At 70.9% G+C, this 23140-nt stretch carries 21 protein-coding genes; 7 read left to right on the forward strand and 14 right to left on the reverse strand.

The genetic code is table 11. The features are described from left to right. Positions 1-43 precede the first annotated feature (43 nt). From ACYQ1L_RS11245 to ACYQ1L_RS11260, 4 genes are all read right to left on the reverse strand, one after another. Positions 44-2164, reverse strand: coding sequence for an endo-beta-N-acetylglucosaminidase (locus tag ACYQ1L_RS11245; protein ID WP_460004224.1), 2121 nt, complete (start codon positions 2162-2164; stop codon positions 44-46). 85 nt (positions 2165-2249) lie between these two features. Continuing rightward, positions 2250-3144 (reverse strand): IS5 family transposase gene (locus ACYQ1L_RS11250; protein ID WP_460003859.1). Its coding sequence is split into 2 segments (ribosomal slippage): positions 2250-2786 and positions 2788-3144, totalling 894 coding nucleotides; the frame shifts between segments, so codons are not numbered across the junction. 109 nt (positions 3145-3253) lie between these two features. Further along, positions 3254-4801 (reverse strand): signal recognition particle protein, encoded by a 1548-nt coding sequence (gene ffh / locus ACYQ1L_RS11255; protein WP_460004225.1) that lies wholly within the window; start codon positions 4799-4801, stop codon positions 3254-3256. Positions 4802-4850: 49 nt separating this feature from the next. Further along, positions 4851-5438 (reverse strand): TetR/AcrR family transcriptional regulator, encoded by a 588-nt coding sequence (locus ACYQ1L_RS11260; protein WP_460004226.1) that lies wholly within the window; start codon positions 5436-5438, stop codon positions 4851-4853. An 85-nt stretch (positions 5439-5523) separates the two neighbouring features. Between ACYQ1L_RS11260 and lipB the strand changes: the two genes are divergently transcribed. Both lipB and lipA read left to right on the forward strand, forming a co-directional pair. Beyond that, positions 5524-6165 carry a lipoyl(octanoyl) transferase LipB gene (gene lipB, locus ACYQ1L_RS11265; protein ID WP_460004227.1) on the forward strand — a complete coding sequence of 214 codons (642 nt, stop codon included), beginning with the start codon at positions 5524-5526 and terminating at the stop codon, positions 6163-6165. After that, positions 6162-7151, forward strand: a complete 990-nt coding sequence (gene lipA / locus ACYQ1L_RS11270; RefSeq protein WP_460004228.1) for a lipoyl synthase — start codon at positions 6162-6164, stop codon at positions 7149-7151. Before lipB ends, lipA begins: the two co-directional genes overlap by 4 nt. Positions 7152-7226: 75 nt before the next feature. Here the strand turns inward: lipA and ACYQ1L_RS11275 are convergent, their stop codons facing one another. The 3 genes from ACYQ1L_RS11275 to smc form a co-directional block, all read right to left on the reverse strand. After that, a complete protein-coding gene (locus ACYQ1L_RS11275) occupies positions 7227-7727 on the reverse strand; it encodes a DUF2004 domain-containing protein (protein ID WP_159575977.1) in 501 nt (166 codons plus the stop codon). A 68-nt stretch (positions 7728-7795) separates the two neighbouring features. Beyond that, complete coding sequence (gene ftsY, locus ACYQ1L_RS11280; RefSeq protein WP_460004229.1) at positions 7796-8671, reverse strand: signal recognition particle-docking protein FtsY; 876 nt, start codon at positions 8669-8671, stop codon at positions 7796-7798. A gap of 59 nt (positions 8672-8730) precedes the next feature. Further along, positions 8731-12315 (reverse strand): chromosome segregation protein SMC, encoded by a 3585-nt coding sequence (gene smc, locus ACYQ1L_RS11285; RefSeq protein WP_460005806.1) that lies wholly within the window; start codon positions 12313-12315, stop codon positions 8731-8733. 306 nt (positions 12316-12621) lie between these two features. Here smc and ACYQ1L_RS11290 point away from each other — a divergent pair, with 306 nt between their 5' ends. The 5 genes from ACYQ1L_RS11290 to ACYQ1L_RS11310 all read left to right on the forward strand — a co-directional run bounded on the left by ACYQ1L_RS11290 (position 12622) and on the right by ACYQ1L_RS11310 (position 17027). Continuing rightward, positions 12622-13083, forward strand: coding sequence for a phage tail protein (locus ACYQ1L_RS11290; protein WP_460004230.1), 462 nt, complete (start codon positions 12622-12624; stop codon positions 13081-13083). Between the two features lie 440 nt (positions 13084-13523). Beyond that, positions 13524-13802, forward strand: coding sequence for a hypothetical protein (locus tag ACYQ1L_RS11295; RefSeq protein WP_460004231.1), 279 nt, complete (start codon positions 13524-13526; stop codon positions 13800-13802). Next, on the forward strand, positions 13802-14911 hold the full coding sequence (locus ACYQ1L_RS11300) for a GNAT family N-acetyltransferase (RefSeq protein WP_460004232.1): 1110 nt from the start codon (positions 13802-13804) through the stop codon (positions 14909-14911). Before ACYQ1L_RS11295 ends, ACYQ1L_RS11300 begins: the two co-directional genes overlap by 1 nt. A gap of 107 nt (positions 14912-15018) precedes the next feature. Continuing rightward, the gene (locus ACYQ1L_RS11305) at positions 15019-15714 is read left to right on the forward strand and encodes an ABC transporter ATP-binding protein (RefSeq protein ID WP_460004233.1); all 696 of its coding nucleotides are present in this window, start codon (positions 15019-15021) and stop codon (positions 15712-15714) included. Beyond that, entirely contained in the window at positions 15711-17027 is a 1317-nt protein-coding gene (locus tag ACYQ1L_RS11310; protein WP_460004234.1) for a permease, read from the forward strand. Before ACYQ1L_RS11305 ends, ACYQ1L_RS11310 begins: the two co-directional genes overlap by 4 nt. A gap of 62 nt (positions 17028-17089) precedes the next feature. Here ACYQ1L_RS11310 and ACYQ1L_RS11315 read toward each other — a convergent pair whose 3' ends face one another. From ACYQ1L_RS11315 to ACYQ1L_RS11345, 7 genes are all read right to left on the reverse strand, one after another. Beyond that, entirely contained in the window at positions 17090-17755 is a 666-nt protein-coding gene (locus ACYQ1L_RS11315) for a ScbR family autoregulator-binding transcription factor (RefSeq protein ID WP_460004235.1), read from the reverse strand. Positions 17756-17845: 90 nt separating this feature from the next. Next, positions 17846-18751 carry a bifunctional DNA-formamidopyrimidine glycosylase/DNA-(apurinic or apyrimidinic site) lyase gene (gene mutM / locus ACYQ1L_RS11320; protein ID WP_460004236.1) on the reverse strand — a complete coding sequence of 302 codons (906 nt, stop codon included), beginning with the start codon at positions 18749-18751 and terminating at the stop codon, positions 17846-17848. Beyond that, positions 18744-19460 (reverse strand): ribonuclease III, encoded by a 717-nt coding sequence (rnc, locus tag ACYQ1L_RS11325; protein WP_460004237.1) that lies wholly within the window; start codon positions 19458-19460, stop codon positions 18744-18746. The genes mutM and rnc overlap by 8 nt, the downstream gene beginning before the upstream one ends. A gap of 14 nt (positions 19461-19474) precedes the next feature. Continuing rightward, positions 19475-19684, reverse strand: coding sequence for a 50S ribosomal protein L32 (gene rpmF / locus ACYQ1L_RS11330; protein WP_013586329.1), 210 nt, complete (start codon positions 19682-19684; stop codon positions 19475-19477). Between the two features lie 32 nt (positions 19685-19716). Continuing rightward, positions 19717-20184: a YceD family protein gene (locus ACYQ1L_RS11335; RefSeq protein ID WP_460005807.1), complete on the reverse strand. Its 468-nt coding sequence runs from the start codon at positions 20182-20184 to the stop codon at positions 19717-19719. Between the two features lie 186 nt (positions 20185-20370). Further along, positions 20371-20868: a pantetheine-phosphate adenylyltransferase gene (gene coaD, locus ACYQ1L_RS11340; RefSeq protein ID WP_460004238.1), complete on the reverse strand. Its 498-nt coding sequence runs from the start codon at positions 20866-20868 to the stop codon at positions 20371-20373. Positions 20869-20943: 75 nt separating this feature from the next. Next, a complete protein-coding gene (locus tag ACYQ1L_RS11345) occupies positions 20944-23121 on the reverse strand; it encodes an ATP-dependent DNA helicase RecG (protein WP_460004239.1) in 2178 nt (725 codons plus the stop codon). Positions 23122-23140: the final 19 nt, after the last annotated feature.

Here is a 23140-nt window from a genome sequence, read left to right on the forward strand (position 1 = left end):
CCCGCCACGGCGGGGCCTGGGGTCTCCTCGTATCCGGACGGGATCAGCCGCCGAGCGCGGCCTTCACCGGCGCGCTGCGCGAGCCGTCGGGTCCGAGCGCCACCAGCTGGAACTGCGCTCCGGCGCTCACGTCGACGGCCTCGGCGAAGAACACGTCGCGGTGCACGCGTCCCAGCCAGATCCGCCCGGAACCGGCCAGCTGGAACACGTCGTACGCCGTCGCGTCACTCTGCAGCGCCCACGAGAAGGTGAGGTGGCGACGTCCGGAGCCGGCGTCGCCCGCGTCGGCGACGGCGAAAGCGGACGGCTTCCCGGGCTTCGCGGGCGCTCCCGCCGCCCGCAGCACGACCCGGCCCAGCCGACCGTCGCGGCTGGTGCGCAGCGAGAACCGGGCGATCCGGCGGCCCTGCACGTCCACCTCGCCGCTCCACTGCGTCCATCCCGACGCGTCCGCCGCGGCGTCCAGCGGATGCCAGTCGATCTGCTCGGGCGCGTCCTTCCAGGTCACCCCGAGCTCGATCGCCTGGACGGCCTGCGCACGGACATCGACGGCCATCGCCTTCGGCGCGCTGAGGTCGGTCTTGAAGAGGTGGACGATTCCAGATCCGGTCAGCGCCAGGCTGTGTCCGCTGCCGAACGAGACGGTCTCATCGAGCGCGACGGTCAGGCCGTCCTCGGTCCAGTACTGCCACGTGAGCGCGCGGTCGGCGCAGCCCATGTTGTCCCAACCGGTGCTGCGCACCTGCGCGCCGTCGACCCAGAATCCCGCACCGACGCCGACGTTGAAGTCGGTGGCGATCGGTAGCTCGCCGTACGGGGACCGCTCGGTGATCCAGTGCGCGATGCCGTCCCACTGGCGGTAGTTCAGGGTGTCCGTGCGATACGGGGGTGTCCGCGGTTCGAGCCGCCCCGAGGTCTGCGGGTTGCCGGTCGGACCGGACCAGAACCGCTGCTCGTAGTCGCGGTACGTGCGGCGCCCGTCGACGGTGGACGTCGTGCCGTCCCACGAGCCGTTCAACCAGATCTGCGATTCCACGAACAGGGCGACCGAGGTTGGCGCGGACCTGCCGGGACCCGCCACGCTGCCGAAGTCCTCCTCCGGGCGGAACCCGCCCTTCTGGTGCTCGACACCGGCGAAGCCCACCACGCGCGGGTCGCGGCCCGCGGCAACGGCCGACGCGGCGCTCTTGATGAGGTCGCGGTCAGCTCCTCCGGTCGTGGCCTGCCACCAGTAGTTGATGAAGATCGAGTCGTAGATCGGCTCATCCGCGGTGCCGAGCCAGCGCAGGTTGTTCTCGCTGAGCCGGTTCTCATAGGTGACGACACCGGTGTCGAAATCGGCCGAGTCGTACCCCTGCAGGTAGAAGTCCGGATCCGTGCGCTTGATGTACCGCAGCAGGTCCTGGAACTTCGCGATCTGCGCCGCGGTGACGGTGCCCTCCTGGTTGATGAACAGCCCGTCGAAGCCGAAGTACTTCCGGATCTCGATCATCTTGTCGCCCACCGGGAAGGAGCCGTCCGGGTTCTGCACCAGGAAGGCGTCGAAGTCGACCGGGCGCGGCCAGAACCAGCCGCCGATCGAACGGGCGCCGTTCTTGTGCGCGGCCTCGGTCCATCCCGGGTTCGGGATGTCGATGACGCCGTAGGGACGCCCCGGGGCGCGCTGCCCGTCGATCATCTCGATCGGCGCGGAGCCCTTGACCTGCCCGTGCCACGTGCCCCAGATGTCGATGTAGGGCCAGTACCGCTGCGTGTAGACCTGCGGCTCCAGGCCGATCGGCTGGTTGTGCCCCTCGTAGATGCTGCCCGCGTCGTCGATCGTCAGGGTCGACAGCTGCATGGCGGGGTCGAGATCGGGGTGCGCCTGCGTCGCCGCGAACGGGGCGATGCGCGCCGCCCGCGGGATGAGGCACCGCATGTGCGGTCCCCACGGCGTCGTCGCCGGGTCGAAGGCGAGCAGGTCGTCGGCCGCCCAGCCGAACGTGTACGGTCCGGGCGGTGTGCCCCCGGACGCCGGTACCGGAGCCGCGGGGGCGTCGGCCATCGGACGCCAGCCCGCCGTGCGGCTCGCTGCGGACGCGGTCGAGGCGGAGGCCCCGACCAGGAGCACTCCCAGTCCGACACCTCCCACGGTCAGGAATGTTCTGCGGCTGAGTTCGGCCATGAATGCACCCTCCAGGTTGCGCGTCGTTGCGATCAGGGCCCTCGCCGGTCGGCGATATATGGGCCCGCGGAGAGGCTATAGCGTTTTAGGGCATGTCTGATAATTGCTGGGTCCAGGCGATCATCGCGTGGATGAGGACGGCGGCGCGGTAGACGATCGCGTGTTTGTCGTAGCGAGTCGCGAGGCCGCGCCACTGCTTGGTGTGGCAGAAGCGGCGTTCGATGACGTTGCGGTTCTTGTAGTCGTCGGCATCGAGCCCGACGGGCCTGCCGCCGCGTGGGCCGCGACGTTTCCGGTGGCCCTGCTGGTCGCGGGGTTCGGGGATCACGGCCTTGATGCCGCGACCGCGCAGGTGCGAGCGGATCGCGCGGGACGAGTATGCCTTGTCGCCGCGGACCGCGTCCGGCCGAGTACGAGGCCGACCGATCGGACGGGCCACGCGCAGCTGCCCGAGAAGTGGGATCAGCATCGGCGAATCCCCGGCCTGCCCGGGCGTGATCACGGTGACCAGCGGCAGTCCGTTCCCGTCGACCAGCTGGTGGATCTTCGTCGACAACCCGCCGCGCGAGCGCCCGATCCCGTGATCACGCGGCTCGACGGCCAGATTCGTGTAATTCGACCCATCCCCCTGTGTCACGCGTCGTGTTCGTCGCGTGCTGATGCGCACGCGCGATCGTCGAGTCCACCGACACGGACCAGTCGACCAGGCCCTGCGCGTCGGCCTGCGCGATCAGCGTCGCCACGATCGTGTCCCACACACCTTCCGTCGCGAGCCGGTGATGCCACGTCCAGACCGTCTGCCACGGCCCGAACACCTCGGGCAGATCACGCCACGCGATCCCGCACCGGTACCGGTAGATGATCCCCTCGAGCATGGTCCGCGCATCCGAGAACGGCCGGCCCTTCCGGCCCGTCGGACGCGGCAGCATGCCCTCGATCAACGACCACTGAGCATCCGAGAGCAACTGGAAACGCGACACGCTTCAAGACTCCCAGGCCCACACCGATCAATTTGTCAGACACGCCCTAGTTCACAGGACAACCCGCCACGGCGAACCCGGGAGCCCGCCGATCAGCGCCCAGGCGAGGTCAGTTCTTGCCGAAGAGCTTCTGGATCTCGGCCAGATCGGCCTCGGTCGGCGCCTTCTGGCCGCCGAGCCCGAATCCCGTGCCCGTGGGCTGGCTCGTGGCGAGGCCGGCGTTCTCGGCTGCGCGCTTGGCCGGATTCCCGGAGCGGGAGCCGCCGCCCTTGCCCTTCTTGCCCCGCTTGGACGAGGCTCCGGGGCGCCCCATGCCGGGCACCGGACCCATGCCGGGGATGTTCGGAGTGCCGCCGCGGGCGACCGTCTTCATCATCTTCGCGGCCTGCTCGAAGCGCTGCACGAGCTGGTTCACGTCGGTCACGGTCATGCCGGAGCCGCGCGCGATCCGCAGGCGGCGCGAGCCGTTCAGCACCTTTGGGTTGCGCCGCTCCCCCGGTGTCATCGAGCGGATGATCGCCTCGGTGCGGTCGAGCTCGCGCTCGTCGAACTGCTCGAGCTGCTGCTTCATCTGGCCCATGCCCGGGAGCATCCCGAGCATCTTCTTCATCGAGCCCATCTTCTTGAGCTGCTGCATCTGCTCGAGGAAGTCCTCGAGCGTGAAGGTCTCGGTGGCCAGCTTCTCGGCGACCTTCAGCGCCTCGGCCTCGTCGAAGGCCTGCTGCGCCTGCTCGATGAGGGTGAGGATGTCGCCGAGGTCGAGGATCCGGCTCGCCATGCGGTCGGGGTGGAACGGCTCGAGGTCCTCGAGGCGCTCACCGGTCGAGGCGAACATGATCGGACGCCCGGTCACCGAGGCGACGGACAGCGCCGCGCCGCCGCGTGCGTCGCCGTCGAGCTTGGAGAGCACCACGCCGGTGAAGTCCACGCCCTCCTGGAACGCTATAGCGGTGTTGACCGCGTCCTGACCGATCATCGCGTCGATGACGAACAGCACCTCGTCCGGGTCGACCGCCGCGCGGATGTCCGCGGCCTGCTTCATGAGCTCGGCGTCGACGCCGAGCCGGCCGGCGGTGTCGATGATGACGATGTCGTGCTGCTGGCGGCGCGCGTGCTCGACGCCGTCGCGGGCGACGCGCACGGGATCGCCGACGCCGTTGCCCGGCTCCGGGGCGAAGATCGTCGCGCCGGCCTGCTCGGCGACGACCGTCAGCTGCGTCACGGCGTTGGGGCGCTGCAGGTCGGCGGCGACGAGGAGCGGAGTGTGCCCCTCGCCCTGGAGCTGCTTGGCCAGCTTTCCAGCGAAGGTCGTCTTGCCGGATCCCTGAAGGCCCGCGAGCATGATCACCGTCGGCGGGTTCTTCGCGAACTCGAGACGGCGCTGCTCGCCGCCGAGGATCGCGATGAGCTCCTCGTTGACGATCTGCACGACCTGCTGCGCCGGGTTCAGCGCCTTGTTGACCTCGTCGCCCAGGGCGCGCTCGCGCACCTTCGCCGTGAAGTCCTTGACCACGGGCAGCGCCACGTCGGCGTCCAGCAGCGCCCGCCGGATCTCGCGGACGGTGCCGTCGACATCGGATGCGGACAGCTTGCCCTTCGTGCGCAGATTGCGGAAGGTCTCGGTGAGCCGATCGGAGAGCGTGCCAAAAGTAGCCATGGTGCTGCAATTCTACGCGAGCCCGCCACGAGCACGTCGTAGGGCGCGGTCAGCCCCAGTGCAGATCGGCGATGCGCGGCAGAGCGTGCTGCAGCTGGGCGAGCGGCGAGCCGTGGCCGGCGCCTCCCTCGGCCCACACCCGGAGCGACGACAGCACGACGACGGCGTACGCGGCGCCGAGCACGTCGGCACGGATGCGCTCGACACCGGCGTTCCGGGCAGCCTCGGACAGCGCCGCGGCGAGTCGTCCCTGTCGCAGCGCGGACTCGCGCTGCAGCTCCTCCTCGAGACCCATCGCCCGGGTGTTGCCGAACGCCAGCGCCAGCGGATCCGGCTCGAGGCCGTCCAGGATCGCCGACAGCACAGCCTCCACCCGATCAGGATCGGCACCCGCGCCCGGCTGGGAGAGCGTCTCGACGGCGCGGTCGAGGCGCTCATCGAAGCCCGACCAGAGCACGTCGCTCTTGGAGGAGAAGTAGTTGAAGAAGCTCGAGCGGCTCACGCCCGCCCGCTGGGCGATGCCGGCGATCGAGGTGCGCTCGTAGCCCTGCTCGAGGAACAGCTCGCAGGCGGCCTCGGCGATCGTCTCGCGCGAGGAGACGCGGGGGCGGCCGACGCCGCGGGCGGAGGTGCTCACCACGCCACCGTATCGCGCGGTGCGCCCCTCGCTTCCCACCCCTATTATTGAACCGCATACAACAACTCGATCAGAAGGATCGGTCATGCTCGACATCCAGACGGTGGGGCTCGCCCCCGACTTCGTCCCGTACCTCGAAGGGTGGGACCTGCAGCGGCGGATCCACGCCGATGTCGTCGCGGGCGCCCGCCCCGACACGCTTCTGCTGCTCGAGCACGAGGCCGTGTACACGGCGGGGAAGCGCACCGAACCCCACGAGCGTCCGCAGGACGGCACCCCTGTGGTCGACGTCGACCGCGGCGGCAAGATCACCTGGCACGGACCGGGTCAGCTCGTCGGCTACCCGATCGTGCGCCTGCCCGAGCCCATGGACGTCGTGGCGCACGTGCGGCGCCTGGAGCGCCTGCTGATCGACGTGCTGCGGCCTCTCGGGGTCGACGGCTATCAGGTGGACGGACGCAGCGGGGTCTGGGTGCGCCGGCCGCTCAGCGAGGACAAGGTCGCCGCCATCGGCGTGCGCGTGCAGCAGGGCGTCACCATGCACGGCTTCGCGATCAACTGCGACAACACCCTCGCGGGCTTCCGCGGCATCATCCCGTGCGGGATCACCGACGCCGGCGTCACCACCGTGAGCGAGGTCGTCGGCCGCGAGCTCTCCCCCGCCGACCTCGTCGACGCGGTGAGCGCCGCCTTCACGGCCGAGTACGCGGCGGAGGTGGCCGCATGAGCGCCGCCCCCGAGGGACGCAAGCTCCTGCGTCTTGAGGTCCGCAACGCGGAGACGCCGATCGAGCGCAAGCCCGAGTGGATCAAGACCAAGGCCAAGATGGGCCCGGAGTACAAGGCGCTGCACTCGCTCGTCAAGGACGAGGGCCTGCACACCGTGTGCCAGGAGGCCGGCTGCCCGAACATCTTCGAGTGCTGGGAGGACAAGGAGGCGACGTTCCTCATCGGCGGCTCCCAGTGCACCCGGCGCTGCGACTTCTGCCAGATCGACACCGGCAAGCCTGACGCCTACGACACCGATGAGCCGCGCCGCGTCGCCGAGAGCGTGCAGCAGATGGGACTGCGCTACGCGACCGTGACGAGCGTCGCCCGCGACGACCTCCCCGACACGGGCGCGTGGCTCAACGCCGAGACCGTGCGCAAGATCCACGAGCTCAACCCCAACACGGGCGTCGAACTGCTCGCGAACGAGCACAACGCCGATCCGGCGTTCCTCGGCCAGATCTTCGACGCGCGCCCCGAGGTGTTCGCGCACAACGTCGAGACGGTCCCGCGCATCTTCAAGCGCATCCGACCCGCATTCCGCTACGAGCGCTCGCTCAACGTCATCACCCAGGGGCACGAGGCGGGCCTGATCACCAAGTCGAACCTCATCCTCGGCATGGGCGAGGAGCCCGAAGAGGTGATCCAGGCCCTGCAGGACCTGCACGACGCCGGCTGCGACATCATCACGATCACGCAATACCTGCGGCCCACACCGCGGCACCTCCCCGTCTCGCGCTGGGTCAAGCCCGACGAGTTCGTCGCGTTCAAGCAGGAGGCCGAGCGGATCGGCTTCCTCGGCGTGCTCGCCGGCCCGCTGGTGCGCTCGTCCTATCGCGCCGGCCGGCTGTGGGCGCAGTCGATGATCTCCAAGGGCCGGGAGATCCCGCCGCATCTGGCGCACATCGCCGAGGGCGCCGACCTCGGCTTCGCACAGGCGGTCTGAGACCCGGATCGCCGGGCGGGAAGCAGGGGGGCCACTCCCGTCCGGCGGTTCGTCCTTCTGGCGTCCGATCCGTGGTCAGTCGGCGCTCATGACCGACAGCACGGAGCCGTCGGATCCGAAGTTCACCAGCAGCACGTCGTCGTCGCCGTCCGCGTCGAGCGCATACTCGAGCACGGCGAACGGCTCGCTGCCGCCGTGCTCGTCCACGAGCAGCGTCATGCTCATCAGGCGGAGCGATCGGATGATGTCGACCGCGGCATCGCCACTCACGTCGACGAGGTAGTCGGTCAGCTCGTCGCCGTACTCCTCCTGCTGCTGCAGGATGTACTCGGTGACCTCGCTGGTGCGATCATCGACCTCGGAGAGCATGCCGCGGCGGGCCTTGGCGTCGATCGCCTCGAGCCCGGAGACGAAGGCGGCGGCGATGTCGAGAGACTCCCGGGAGACGTCCTCCTGGTCGGGCGCGGTCAGGTCGACGGTGAGGGCATGGTCGCCGAACTCCACTGTCTCGGACCAGAAGATCGATCCGTCCGGTCCCGAGGACAGCAGTCCGAAGAAGTCGTGTTCGATCGCCATACGGCTATAAAACCAGCCTTGCGCGCGGCGCGGTAGTCCGCGCCTCGCGCGCCGGGAAACAGCGCGGATCAGGAGCCGACGAGAGCCTGCACGAACACGTGCGGAGTGAAGCCGGTGAGGTCGTCGATGCCCTCACCCTGGCCCAGGAGCTTCACCGGAATGCCGGTGCGCTCCTGCACGGCGAGCACGAATCCGCCCTTCGCGGAGCCGTCGAGCTTGGTGAGCACGAGGCCCGTGACGCCCGCGTGCTCGAGGAACGCCTCGGCCTGCAGCACCCCGTTCTGCCCCGTCGTCGCGTCGAGCACGAGCAGCACCTCGCTGATCGGCGCCTGCTTCTCGACGACGCGGCGGATCTTGGAGAGCTCGTCCATGAGCCCGCCCTTGGTGTGCAGGCGGCCGGCCGTGTCGATGATGACGATCTCGGTGCCGTTGTTCTTCGCGTACTCGACGGTCTGGAACGCGACGGACGCCGGGTCCTGGCCCTGCTGCTCCGGGCGGACGATCGCGGCGCCGGCGCGCTGCGCCCAGGTGCCCAGCTGCTCGACCGCGGCGGCGCGGAACGTGTCGGCCGCGCCGACCACGACCGACCGCTCGTAGCCGCGGAGGAACTTGGTGAACTTGCCGATCGTCGTCGTCTTCCCGACGCCGTTCACTCCGACGACGAGCACCACCGCAGGGCGCTCGGTGAGCTTGAGGGTGGTGTCGAACTTCGCGAAGTGCTCCTCGAGCGTCTCGCGGAGCATGCGCTGCAGGTCCTTCGGATCCGTCGTGCGGTACCGCTCCACCTTCGCGCGCAGCTCGTCGATCAGGCGCTCGGTGATGTCCGGGCCGAAGTCGGCGGTGATCAGGGCGGTCTCGAGGTCTTCCCAGGTGTCCTCGTCGATGGTGGGCTTGACGAACATGCCGCGCAGCGCGCGGCCGAGGGACCAGGACTTATCCGCCATGGCACCAGCCTACGTGGCCACGCCGTGCGCTTCCGGCGTGTTCGCCGAGGGCGGCAGGCTCAGACCGCAGCTGCGGCGGCGGCGCGGTCGCCGACACGCTGGCCGACGACCGCGGAGACGCCGTCCTGGCGCATCGAGACGCCGTAGAGCGCGTCGGCGATCTCCATGGTGCGCTTCTGGTGCGTGATCACGAGCAGCTGCGAGCTCGCGCTGAGCTGCTCGAACACCGTGAGCAGGCGTCCCAGGTTCGCGTCGTCGAGGGCCGCCTCGACCTCGTCCAGGATGTAGAACGGGCTGGGGCGCGCCTTGAAGATCGCCACGAGCAACGCGACGGCCGCGAGCGAGCGCTCGCCGCCCGAGAGCAGGGAGAGCCGCTCGATCTTCTTGCCGACCGGGCGCACCGCGACCTCGATGCCGGTGTTCAGCAGGTCGTCCGGGTTCGTGAGCGAGATGCTGCCCGCACCTCCCGGGAACAGCAGCGGGAACACCTCTCCGAAGGCCTGCCGGGTGTCCTCGAACGCCGACGCGAAGATCGTCTGCATCCGCTCATCCAGCTCGGCGATGATCGTCAGCAGATCCTGCCGCGTCTTGGTGAGGTCGGCGAGCTGCTCGGTGAGGAACGCATGCCGCTGCTCCAGCGCTGCGAACTCCTCGAGCGCGAGCGGGTTCACCCGGCCCAGCTGAGCCAGCTTGCGTTCGGCCTCCTGCAGCCGGCGCTGCTGGATCCGGCGATCGTAGGGGATCCCCGTCGGCGTCGGATCCTCATCGGATCCGGCCTCATCGGCGGCCTCCACGAGGTTCGCCGGCTCGGCCGTCAGCGACACGACATCGCGCGGCACCAGCTGGTCGGGTCCGTACTCGGCGATGAGGATGTCCTCGTCGAGCGCGAGTTCGGACTGCACGCGCTCGAGCAGGCTCGTCAGGTGGAGCTTCTTCTCGTGGATCTGCAGCTCGAGACCGTGCACGCTCTCGGTGAGTCCGGCGAGGCGCTCGCGGATCGACGCGTCCTGACGGCGCAGCGCGCTCAGCTCCTCGTTCTGCGCGGACCGCGCCGACTCCGCCGCGGCCAGCGCCAGACGCGCCTCCGCGACCGAGCGGTCGAGCGAATCCAGGATGCGCGGCAGCTCCGCAGCGACGCCGGACGCCGTCTCGCGCTGCGCCCGCCGGATGACGGCACGCCGGGCCGCCTCCGCCGCGGCCTCCTTCTCGCGCTCGCGCTGGCGCTCCAGCGAGGCGACCCGCGCCTGAGCCGCGCGCACGCGCTCGCGCATGGTCTCCACGCCCAGGCGCGCCTCGACCTCGGCCTCGCGCGCCGCCTCCAGGGCCTCGAGCAGACCATCGCGCGCAGACGCGTCGAGCACGGGGCGCGGGGCGGCCTCCGCCTCGGCCAGGGCCTGCTTGGCGGCGTCCGCGTTGGTCTCGGCGTCCGCGACGGCGGACTGCGCCTGGGCGAGCCCCGACTCCAGGCGCTCGCATTCGGCCACCGCCGACTCGTGCTGCACGGTGACGCGGTTGACCTGCTCGGTGTGCGCGGCCAGCGCGGCGTCGTGCTCGCGCAGCGTGCGCAGGGCGTCCCGGGACGCCCTGCGCACGGTCTCCAAGGCCTCCGTCGCGTCCTCTCGGGCCTCGCGCAGAGAGTCGACGACCACGCGCACCTCGCTGAGCCGGTCGACGGCGGCGTCGCGCTCGGCGATGAGTTCCAGCCTCGAACGCTCCCCGCCCGAGCCGGTGTGCAGGGTGTGGGCCGTGAGCACCTCGCCCGCGCGCGTGACGACGGTGAGCGGCACCCCGGCCGCGGCGACGGCGGCGGCGTGCGCGGAGCGGGCCGCGGTCAGGTCCTCCACGATCACCACGTGGGACAGGACGCCGAGGATCCCCGGGGGTGCCGTCACCACGTCGGTCGCCGGCGTCGCGCCAGGGATGCGTGCGTCGGCCACGGCCGATGCGGCGCCCTCCGCGATCACGATGTCGTACGCGCCGGCGGTGGCGTCGTCGGCCGCGAGGGCGAAGGCGGCCGCCGCGTCCTCGACGAGGACGCCTTCGGCGAGGGGGCCGAGCACGGCGGCGATCGCCGCCTCGTAGCCCGGGGTGACCTGCACCGCGTCGCCCACGAGCCCGAGCACCCCGGGCCGACCCGCCGCGACGATCTCCGCCGCCCCGCCGGTCACGGCGATGGCGCTGCCGAGCGCCGCGGCGCGGGCGGTCAGCGCCTCCGCCTCGCGCTCCGCAGCGTGCAGTCGCTCGCGCAGCTCACCGAGGGCCGTTTCCGCCGCGACGGCGCGGGCCTGCGCCCGCTCGTACGCCTCGGCGTGCTCCGCCGCGGTGCCCTCGGGCGCCTCGCCCTCCTCGATGCGCTCACGTGCCTCGGCAGCCTCGCGGCGGCGCTGGTGCGCGGCCTCGAGGGCGTTCTCCTGGCGCAGCACGGCGCCGCGCACCGCGGCCAGGGCGGACGCAGCGGCCTCGGACTGCCCGCGCAGGGTGGTCAGCCGCATGTCGTGGGCGGAGACCAGGGCGCTCTGCTCCGCGATGTCGACGTCGAGGGCGTCGAGCTCGGCCCGGGCGTTCGCGACCTCGCGCGTCGCCTCGTGCGCGGCATCCTGGGCCCGCCCGATGCCCGAGGAGATCTCCTCCACCTCGGCCTTGGCCTCGTCGATGGTCGCCTGCGTGACGGTGACCGCGGTGACCGCGGCGTCCTCGTCCTCGGATCCGAGGAGGGCGAGCCGCTGGTTGGCGAGCGTGAACAGGCCGCGCATCCGCTCCTGCACCTGCTCGAGCCCGAACGCGACGCGGCGCGCCTCATCGACGGCCGCCGAGTTCTGCAGCGCCTCGAGGCGCGTGATCTCGGCGCGGATGCGGTCGCCCTGCTCGCTCAGCACCACGCGCTCGGCGTGCCGTTCATGCTCGTTGCGGGTGTGATCCGCCAGCGCCGCGCGCAGCGTGACCACGTCGTCCGCGAAGATCCGGGCCTTCGCGTCGCGCACCACGGCGGCGATCGTCTGCGCCTCGCGCGCGATCTCCGCCTGCCGGCCCAGCGGCTTCAGCTGACGCCTGATCTCCCCCGCCAGATCGCTGAGGCGGGTGAGGTTCGTCTCCATCGCGTCGAGCTTGCGCAGGGTCTTCTCCTTGCGCCGCCGATGCTTGAGGATGCCCGCGGCCTCCTCGATGAACCCGCGCCGGTCCTCGGGAGAGGCCTGCAGCACCGTGTCCAGGCGCCCCTGCCCCACGATGACGTGCATCTCCCGCCCGAGTCCGGAGTCGCTCAGCAGCTCCTGGACGTCGAGCAGGCGGCAGCTCTCGCCATTGATCGCGTATTCGCTCGAGCCGTTGCGGAACAGCGTGCGGCTGATCGTGACCTCGGCGTACTCGATGGGCAGCGCGCCGTCGCTGTTGTCGATCGTGAGCTGCACCTCCGCGCGCCCGAGCGGTCCGCGCGTCGAGGTGCCCGCGAAGATGACGTCCTCCATCTTCCCGCCGCGAAGGGTCTTCGCGCCCTGCTCGCCCATGACCCAGGCGAGCGCGTCGACGACATTGGACTTTCCGGATCCGTTCGGGCCGACGATGCAGGTGACTCCGGGCTCGAAGGCGAACGTCGTCGGCTGCGCGAAGGACTTGAACCCCTTGAGGGTCAGGCTCTTCAGGTGCATGGGCACGCGCGAGGGTCGACGAGGATCACGGCATCTACGCTATCGTCCCTCCCGCCCGCAGGACGTCCGGAAACGCGCGAAGCCCTGGGTTTTCCTGGGAACGACGTCCGCGACGCGCCGAGATCCGAGCGGTGCGCCGACGGTGCCACCCTGCGCTCCGGACGCCGTCGCGGGTCCGCGGAACGCAGGGTGGTCGCCCTCCGTCGTGCATGACCAAGCTATACGGCTTGGTTTGAATCCGCACCCTCGAGGCGAGGGCCCGCCATTACGCTCTGAGATGCTCCGCATCCACCAGAGGAGGACAACATGTCGTACGTCGTCGACTTCGTGAACGTTGAGACCACCGGCCTCGAGTCCTCCCCCGTCGCCGATGCCCTCGCAGGCCTGCGGGCGAACGAGGCGCGCTACTTCCGGAACAAGTACGACCACGTGTTCACCGTCGACACGGCCCAGGAGAACCCGTCGGCCCTGGAGCGGGTGACCCGGATCCTCCGCGAGGAGCGCGGGATCACGATCTCCGGCAGGCCCCTCGAGCTCAGCGACTTCGAGGTCGACGGGATCCGCATGACCTACGTGTTCTACGAGTCGGGTCTCTCGATCAACGTCATGTACACGCTGGCAGAGGGCGGCAAGCGCGCCGTCGGCTTCAAGCTCTCCCAGGGCATGGATGTCCCCGAGGAATTGTCGGCGTTCAAGTTCGCACGGCAGCGCTCGAAGCTCGCCGGCGAGATCCGCGGGTCCTACTTCGTGATCAAGAGCGAGTACTGAGAGCTCGCACCGCCGCGCGCGGTGTCCGCGAAACGCCCGGGGTCCAGGGATTTCTGAGTGTCGGCTTGACGCTTCCTATGAGCCTGGGCTAGCGTGACAACTCCGAGCCGAGAAAGGAGGTTGCCGAGATGATGACCAACCGCATTGCATTCACCCCATTCCGTGGGATCGATGCGTCTCCGGCGACTTCCGTCGGCGTCTGCGCGCGTCTCGCCGCATAGCGGGCGCACTCTCCCTCGCCCCGGCCTGAGGCCGGCCTGACGCTTCGGCGTCCGCGATCCGATCCGCGCTCCCGCGACGATCGTCGATCGCCTGCCCGGTCCCGGACATCCCGTCCCGGATCCGTCTCCCCCACCCGTGACATGCCACGGCGCCCTACCGGGCGACCGCGTCGTGGAGCGAAACCGCCTTTCCGGCACGACCAACGAAAGCGAATCACCGTGAACACCGCATTGCACGCTTCGCCTCCCACCGAGTCGACGCACCGCGTTCCCTCCGAGCGCGACCTGTCCATCCAGCTCCCCCGCGAGGAGGAGCTCCGCAACCTGTCGCTGGCCCAGCGCGTGGCGCTGCGCGTCGCCCTGCACCTGATCGTGCGGACGCGCCCGCTCACGCGCACCCCGGCCCAGCAGGCTCGGCACGACGCCGACCGCCTCCGCGTGCTCGAGGAGTACGAGGCGAACCGCCTCGCCCAGACCGCGATGCGGCAGGTGCTCTGATGATCCAGGCACCCGCCCAGGACCGGGTCATCCCCCTGCCCTCCGGCGCCGCCCTGCGTCCGCTCGTGCTCCCCGCACGGGCGGACGCGGGGGCGCCGGGGGCGTTCCGCGACTACGCCGAGACCCGCAACCGCTGCCTGGCCGAGGCGTCCGGCCGCGCCGACGACGACTTCACGCCGGACGAGCTGCTGCCGCTCCTCACGTCCGATGAGCACACCCATCGCCGCCAATGGCGGATCACCGCGGCAGACGAGACGGTCGGCGTGGCGCTGCTGAACGTGCTGCACGACAGCGGCGGGACCACCGCCGTCAGCGCGATCAGCGTCGTGCGGGCCTGGCAGGGCAGAGGGCTGGCGACCGCGGTCGCCGCTCATCTCGAGAACCTGGCGCGCTCCGAGGGCGTGCGCACCCTGCAGGTGTGGACGGAGCACCTGCCCTCCGACGACGCGAGACTGAGCCCGCCCACCGGCTTCGGGACGGTTCCTCACGACCACACCGCACGCTTCCTGCTCGCGCAGGGGTGGACGCTGGAGCAGGTCGACCGGGTCAGCGAGTACCGCTGGGGCGACGAGGCGCGCCTGCAGGAACTGCGTGCACAGGCCGCAGCGGCCGCATCCGGGTACCGCGTGGTGCAGTGGCTGCTGCCGACGCCGGACGAACGGCTCGAAGGCTACGCCTGGATGAAGGCGCGCATGTCCACCGATGTGCCCGATGCGGGCATGGGCTCCCCCGAGGAGACCTGGGACGCCGACCGGGTGCGCGAGCACGACACCCGCTGGCTCGCCATGGGCAGCACGGTCCAGGTGACCGCGGCCGAGCACATCGCGACCGGTGAGCTGTGCGCCTACAACGAGCTCTCGCTCAAGGGCTCGCTCGACAGCGTCACGCATCAGAACGACACCTTCGTGCTCGCCGCGCACCGCGGTCACCGGCTCGGGCTGCTCGTGAAGACGGCGGGCCTGCTCGCCTGGCACGAGCGGTTCCCGCGATCGGCCCGCGTCGTGACCTACAACGCCGAGGAGAACCGTCCGATGCTGTCGATCAACGAGGAGATCGGCTTCGCACCGATCGCCTATGGCGGGGCGTGGAAGAAGGTGCTGAGCTCCTGAGTCGTCGTGCCCCTGGCTCTGCGAATCATCCCGGAGGATGACGGCGCGTCCGGATCCTCACTCCCGCGGCCGATGATGCCGGGTCTCGAGGCGCGCAGGCTGGAGGCATGAACTCACCCGTCCTGCACGCTCACGGTCTCGTCAAGTCGTTCGGATCCACCCGCGCCCTCGCCGGCATCGACCTGGAGGTCGCCCCCGGCGAGTCGGTCGCGATCATGGGCGCGTCCGGATCCGGGAAGACGACGCTGCTGCATGTGCTGGCGGGGATCACCCGACCCGATGCGGGCCGGGTGATCTTCACACCGGCCGTCGGCACGCCCGTCGAGGTGAGCGTGCTGGGCGAGGGCGCGCGCTCGCGGTTGCGCCGGGAGTCGTTCGGGTTCGTGTTCCAGCAGGGGCTGCTGATCCCCGAGCTCACCGCGATCGAGAACGTGGCCCTCGCGGCGATGATCACGGGCGTCTCCCGTGCGGAGGCGACCCAGCGCGCCGCCGGATGGCTGGCCGCTCTCGGCCTGCAGGGCATGGAGGACCGCCGCATCGGAGAGCTCTCCGGCGGACAGGCGCAGCGCGTGGCGATCGCCCGCGCCCAGATCACCGGTGCCGGCGTCGTCTTCGCGGACGAGCCCACCGGCGCACTCGATTCCACCACGTCTTCCGAGGTCATGGATGCGCTGCTCTGGTCGACCACCGGGCAGGGGCGCACGCTCGTCGTCGTGACGCACGACCCGCAGGTGGCCGCCCGCTGCTCCCGGACGATCGCCGTGCGCGACGGTCGGGTGCAGGGCGCGGGGGTGGCCGCGTGAACGCCGCCACCCTGCGGCTGCTGCTGCGTCCGACCCGCGCCTCCGCCGGCGTCGTGGTGATACCGGCCATCGCGTTCGCCGTCGTCTCGGCACTCGTGCTGACGGTGGTCGGCGGTGCGCAGGCGTTCTGGCGCTGGACCGACGAGTACGCCGGGATCTACCAGGTCCTCGCCGCCGTCGCCCTCGTCCTGCTCGTGCTGCCGCTGGCCGCGCTCGGCGGCGCCGCAGCGCGGCTCTCCGCGCGCCGGCGGGACGAACGGCTCTCCACGCTGCGGCTGCTGGGCGTCACCGCGTCCGGGGTGGGAACGGTCGCGGTCGTCGAGTCCACGCTGATCGCCGCGGCAGGGGTCGCCGGCGGCGTCGTGATCCACCTCGGCGTCGCCCCGCTCATCGGGCTCATCCCGTTCCGTGGCGCGCCGCTCGGGTCCACTGTGCTGCTCCCGCCCGCCGCGATCGCAGGGATCGCCGTGGCGACGGTGCTGCTCGCCGCGGTCAGCGCCGTGGTGGGGCTGCGACGTGTGGTGATCTCGCCGCTCGGGGTGCGCACCCGGACGACCCCGCCGGCGCCGCACTGGCTGCGCGCGGTCATCGCGGTCGCGACCATCGCACTGGGCTTCGTCGCGGGGCGGGTCGTGCCGGGCATCGGCGGGGCGATCGCGCTGACGACGGGCCTCGTCGCGATCTTCGGCGCAGGCCTGCTGGTGCTGAACCTTGTGGGGCCGTGGGTTCTGAGGCTCGGCGCGGGTCTGCAGCTGCGCCGTGCGAAGACCCCCAGCCGACTGCTCGCGGCGCGCATCGTGCAGGACGACCCGAAGGGCGCATGGCGCCAGGTGAGCGGTGTGGCGATGTCGAGCTTCATGGCGGTGTTCGCGGGCACCGGCGTCGCCCTGATGGATGTGCTGTCGGCGAGCGACCCAGGTGCGCAGGACCTGGCGCTGCTGACCGACAGGCGCACAGGGCTCCTCATCACCCTGGTGGGCTCGTTCCTCATGGTGGCGTGCTCGGTCGCCGTCACGCAGGCATCCGAGATCCTCGACCAGCGGCCGCTGCACCGGAGTCTGCACTGGCTCGGGGTGCCGGCCGGCACCGTGGATTCCGCCCGCCGCCTCGCCGTCATGTCGCCTCTGCTGATCGTGTCGCTCGGTTCCGCGCTCTGCGCCGCGGTGCTCATCCTGCCGCTGCTCGGCATCACCCTGCTCACCGCACCGCTGTCGCTCGTGACGATCGCCGCCGTGCTGGGAGCCGGCATCGCCCTCGTCTGGCTCGCGACGCGCCTGACGCGTCCGCTGCTGCTGCGAGCGTTCGCCGGCTGAGCGGTCGCGGAGTGAGGCCGCGGGTCGACGCCTCCGGCGGCGGCGCGAGTTCGCGTGACGGCTCAGATGCGCGCGGCGAGCGTGCGCTCCAGGTCGTCGCGCCCCGCCGGCGTCATGATCCCGCGCAGGAAGATCCGCAGCAGATCGTCGACGCGGTGCGACAGATCCGCGCGCTTCGCGAGGACGTGCGAGACCAGCTGGGTGCCGGTGAACGACGCGACCAGGACGCGCGCGGCATCCTCCGCAGCAACGTCCGGCAGGACAGCGCCCGCCTGCTGAGCCCGGGTGATGAGGGCGGTCATGACCGCGATCCACCCTGCGTAGGGGTCGGTCGGACCGTCCTCGAAGGCGAGCTCCATCGTGAGCCGGATCCCGCCGCGCACGAGCGGGTCGTCCACGAGCTGACCGGCGAGACCGTGGCACATCATGACGAGGCGCTCGAGCGGCCCGGCCCCGGTGCCGAGCGCCGCCTCCACGAGGCCGCTCGAGGCGCGGTGCTGCTCGGCGATGACCGCGTCGGCGATCTCCCGCTTCGTCGCGAACTGGAAGTACATCGCACCTCGGGACACCCCGGAGCGGCGCTCGATGGTCGAGAGGCTCGCGGCGGCATAGCCGACCTCGTCGAACAGCGCAGCGGCTCCGCGGAGGAGCTGCTCGCGCTTGGCGATGGCCCGCGCCTGCACCACGGGACGACCGTGCTCCGCAGCCAACGGCACCTGTGCGACCATGGCGCTCTCCTTCGCGGCTCGTCTGCCCGTGCTTCCCCCAGCCTACGTTGACGGACGGGGTCGCCTGCCTTGGAACCACGGGCGCACGCCTCAGCGCCTGCGCTGGCACCTCGGACAGTAGTGGCTGGACCGGTTCATGAACGAGACCCGCACGATGGGTCCCCCGCAGCGCGGGCACGGCAGCCCGGTGCGGCCGTACGCGTTCAGCGAGTGCGCGAAGTACCCGGCCTCGCCGTTCACGTTGACGTACTGCGCGTCGAAGCTGGTGCCGCCTTCTGCGAGGGCCTTCGCCAGCACGGCGCGCACCTCCGCGAGGAGGCGGTTCACCGCCACGGTCGACAGCGCCGACGCGGGCGTCTCGGGGTGGATCCGGGCGGCCCACAGCGACTCGTCGGCATAGATGTTGCCGACGCCGCTGATGAGCGTCTGATCCAGCAGCACCCGCTTGATCGCGCTCGACCGGGTGCGCAGCGCGTCGCGGAAGCGCCCGCCCTGGAAGGCGTCATCCATGGGGTCCCGCGCGATGTGCGCGACCTGCGACGGGAGGAAGGGCTGGCTGCTCCCCCAGCCCGCCGCCCGTCCGTCGGCCGTCGGCACCAGCCCGTCCACGGCGAGCGAACCGAAGGTGCGCTGGTCCGCGAACACCACGGCCAGCTCGCCGTGGTCGGGATGCTCGATGAAGATCCGGATCCGCTCGTGCCGCTCCGGCTCGGCGTCCGGCCGGCGCAGCAGCAGCTGACCGGACATGCCGAGGTGCCCGACGATCGCGGTCTGCGCATCGCCCCCGGCCGCGGCGAGCGGCATCCACAGGAACTTCCCTCGGCGCGCCACCGTCGTCACCGCGGATCCTTGGAGGCGCGCCACGAAGTCGGCGGCGCCCGCGGCGTGCCGGGTGAGGGCGCGCTCGTCGTGCACGTCGACCGCAACGATGCGCGCCCCGGTCATCGCCGGAGCGAGGCCGGCGCGGACGACCTCGACCTCGGGAAGCTCAGGCACGGTCGCTGAGTGCGTGCCAGGCCGCCAGCGCGGCGGCCATCTCGGCGGTCTTCTTGCTCGTGCCGGTGCCGGTCGTGGCGACCTCGCCCACGGTCACCGTCGCGGTGAAGCGCCGGTCGTGGTCGGGACCGGTCGACGCGACCAGGTAGACCGGCGCGCTGAGCCCGTGGCGGGCGGAGAGCTCCTGCAGGGCCGTCTTGGGATCCATGGCGGCGCCGTACCGCTCGGGGTCGGCGAGGAGCGGCTCGATGAGACGCAGCACGAGCGACGTGGCCGCCTCGGGACCCGCCGACAGATAGGTGGCGCCGAAGACGGCCTCCATGGTGTCGGCGAGGATCGAGTCCTTGTCGCGTCCGCCCGTGCGCTCCTCGCCGTTGCCGAGGAGGATGTGCGCGCCCAGGCCGATGCCGCGGGCGACCTCGGCGAGGGCCACGGTGGACACCACGCTCGCACGGCGCTTCGCCAGCGACCCCTCGTCGAGATCCGGGTGCGTCGTGTACAGCATGACGGTCACGGCCTGACCGAGCACGGAGTCGCCGAGGAACTCGAGGCGCTCGTTGTGCGGGATGCCGCCGTTCTCGTACGCGTACGAGCGATGTGTGAGCGCACGCTGAAGCAGCTCGGGGTCGATGTCGACTCCGAGCTGCTCAGAAAGTGGGTGCGTCCGTTCCCTGAACCCGCCAGCGGCCGGCGTGGGGACTTCTGCCATGATCGACGGATCGATCAGACGTCGGCGACCTTGCGGCCCTTGTACTCGAGGAACAGCTCGGTGCCCTGCGAGTCGGTGACGACCTTCGCCTGGTGCGGACGGCTGTACACGACCTTGCCGTTCTCGATGGTCTTGACGAGGGCGGGGGCCTCGGCCTTCCACTGCGCGCGACGCGAGCGGGTGTTGGAACGGGAGACCTTGCGCTTCGGGGGGTTACCGGCCATGGTTGCTTACCTTCTGTGTTCTGGGCGCGCAGCTATTCCGCTGCGTTTCCGTGGTCTTGGATCTGCTGCAGCGCAGCCCATCGAGAATCGACGGGCGCGACCTGCTCTTTCCCGGCGCTTCCGGTCAGCCGCTCGCCGGTCTCGGGGTCGAGACCAGGGCAATCCGGCTGACACACCGGCTGAAACGGGAGCGACAGTACGACCGCGTCCCTGACCAGAGTTTCAAGATCCACGTGGTCGTCTTGAACCTCGAAGTCGTTCGCTTCCTCTCCAGGGTACGCGAAAAGCTCCTGAAACTCGACTTCGACAGGCGCGTCGATCGGATTCAGGCATCGTCCGCACTCTCCGCGGTACGTGGAATCCACCTCGCCGGTGACGAGGATGCCCTCGTGCACGGACTCCAGGCGCACGTCGATGTCGAGCTCCTCGCCCTCCTCGACCGCGACGAGGCCCTCGCCCCAGCGCTCGGTCAGCGGGATCGTGAGATGGTGCTCGCGCATCTCGCCGGGTCGCCGAACGATGTCGCGCACGGGCAGCACGAACGGTCCATTGCGTCGAGTCTTCACGGATCCAGTCTACCGGGAGGACGCCGTAGAGGGCCGGGCGGGGCATCCGTCAGCGGGGCCGGCCCCTTCGAGATGCTCGGGAACCGGGCTCGGGCCCTTCGACGGGCTCAGGGACCGGAGTCAGATCCCGCGAGCGCCGGTGTCCAGGAAACGGGCCACGGCGGGCGGGACGAACGGCGACACATCGCCGCCGAGCGCCGCGACCTGACGGACGAGGGAGCTGGAGACGAGCGCGTGCGCCGGATCCGGCAGCAGGAACACGGTCTCGATGTCCGCCAGGTGCCGGTTCACGATGGCCATCGGCGACTCGTACGCCACGTCCACCTGCGAGCGGATGCCCTTGACCAGCACGCCGGCGTTCACGTCGCGGGCATAGTCGACGAGGAGGCCCATGCTCCAGGATCCGACGATGACGGATCCTGCCACGCCCGCCTCGGCGATCGACTCCTCGAGCAGCGCGAGACGCTGAGCCACCGGCAGCATGGCCTGCTTGTCAGGGTTGTGCACCACGAGCACGTGCAGCTCGTCGTACAGCGCCGCGGCGCGGCGGATGACGTCGAGGTGGCCGAGGGTCGGCGGGTCGAAGGAACCGGGGACGACGGCGATCCGAGCGCTCATACCCCCAAGCCTAACGGCGCCGATCCCTGTGCGAGCCGAGTGCGTCCCTGCGACGGGCTCCGGGGCCGGCAGCGCTCAGTTCTTTGCCAGCGCCGCGCGGTCCTCGATGCTCAGCCGCTGCGCCATGGCCTCGCGGAGGCCCTCGTGCCGCTCCAGCGCCGGGTCGGCCTCGATGATCTCCTCGGCGATCGACCGGGCCTGCGCGATGAGATCCGCGTCCTTGATGACGCGCAGCAGCTTCAGGGACGACTTCGCGCCCGACTGCCGGGCGCCCAGCACGTCGCCCTCGCCGCGCAGGTCGAGGTCGACCTCGGCCAGCACGAAGCCGTCGAGGGTCGCGGCGACGGCGTCGACCCGGTCCCGCGCGGGCGTGCCCTGCTCGGCCTCGGTGACCAGCAGGCACAGCCCGGGCACGCCGCCGCGGCCGATGCGGCCGCGCAGCTGGTGCAGCTGGGACACGCCGAAGCGGTCGGCCTCGAGCACGATCATGGTGGACGCGTTCGGCACGTCGACGCCGACCTCGATCACCGTCGTCGCGACGAGCAGGTCGATCTCACCGCGCGCGAAGGATTGCATGATGGCGTCCTTCTCGTCCGCGGCCATGCGCCCGTGCAGTCCCGCGACGCGCATCGTGCCGAGTTTCGGGTGCGTGGCGAGGGCGGCGAGCAGCTGCACCACGCCCCAGCGCGGGCCCCGGCTCTCCTCCTCCTCGTCGGCGAAGTGCTCCTGATCCGCCTCCTCCGCACCGCTCTCGGTGTCGATCGCCGCGCACACGGCGAACACCTGGCGCCCCTTCTCGATCTCCTCTGCGGCGCGCTCCCAGACCCGCGCGAACCAGCCGGGGTGATCGGAGAGCGGGGCGACGTACGTCTCGATGCCGGCGCGTCCGCTCGGCATCGTGCGGATCACCGAGGTGTCCAGGTCGCCGAACACGGTCATCGCCACGGTGCGCGGGATCGGCGTCGCGGTGAGCACGAGCGCGTGCGGGCTGGTGCCTTTGGCCCGCAGCGCCTCGCGCTGCTCCACGCCGAAACGGTGCTGCTCGTCGACGACGACGAGCCCGAGGTCGGCGAAGGTCGTCTTGTCGCTGAGCAGCGCGTGCGTGCCCACCACGATGAGCGCCTGTCCTGCGGCGACGCGAAGAGCGGCCTTGCGCCGCTCCGGCGCCGACATCTGGCCGGTGAGGAGAGTCGGCATCACCAGCGGGGCGAGCTGCGGGCCGAGCATCTTCGTGATGGATCGCAGGTGCTGAGCGGCGAGCACCTCGGTCGGCGCGATGAGCGCCGCCTGCCCGCCCGACTCCGCGACCTGCAGCATCGCACGCAGCGCCACGAGCGTCTTGCCGGATCCGACCTCGCCCTGCACCAGCCGGTTCATGGGCGCACCGCCGACGAGATCCGCCGCGATCGTCTCCCCCACGGTGCGCTGATCGGGGGTGAGCTCGAACGGCAGCGCCGCGTCGAAGCGCTCGAGCAGGCCGCCGGGCTTCGCCGGGCGCGCCGTCGCGTCGAGCATGCGCACGAGGTAGCGCTGCTGCATGAGCGCGGTCTGCAGGGTCAGCGCCTCGTGCATACGCAGGGTGCGGATGGCGGGCGGGATCTCGTCCTTGTTGCTGGGCCGGTGGATCCGCTCCAGGGCCGTGCGGGCGTCGAGCAGCCCCTCGCTGCGGCGGACGTCCTCCGGCACGGGGTCCGGGACGGGTCCGAGGCCGTCGAGCACCGTGCCGACCATCTTCTCGATCTGCCAGGTCGTGAGCGCCGCGGTGGCCGGGTAGATCGGCAGCGGCGTGGAGACGAGGACGTCGGCCTGGGTGCGCGCGCGCAGCTCGTCGTCGAACATCTCGTACTGGGGGTGCGCGAACTGGGTGACGCCGCGGTAGTCGCCCACTTTGCCGGTGAAGACGCCGCGCCGTCCGACCCGCAGCTCCTTCTCCCGCCACTCCAGCTGGCCGCGGTACTTGGCGAAGAACGTCAGCACCATCCGGCCGACGCCGTCGCCGATGTCGACGGTCATCATCGCGCCGCGGCGGTTCTTCATGTCGCGCACGTCGACCTTCATCACCTCGGCGACGATCGTGACCGTCTCCCCCTTCGGGAGGTCGAGGATCGGGGTGAGCTCGCCGCGGTTGGCGTACCGGCGCGGGTAGTGCGTGAGCAGATCGGCGACCGTGGTCATTCCGAACGCCTTCTGCAGCGTCTTCGCATTGCCGTCGCCGACCGCCACGGCGAGCGGCGAGTCGAGGCGGAGCGGCATGCTGAGAGTCTAAGGCGGG

The organism is Microbacterium xylanilyticum (assembly GCF_054654695.1).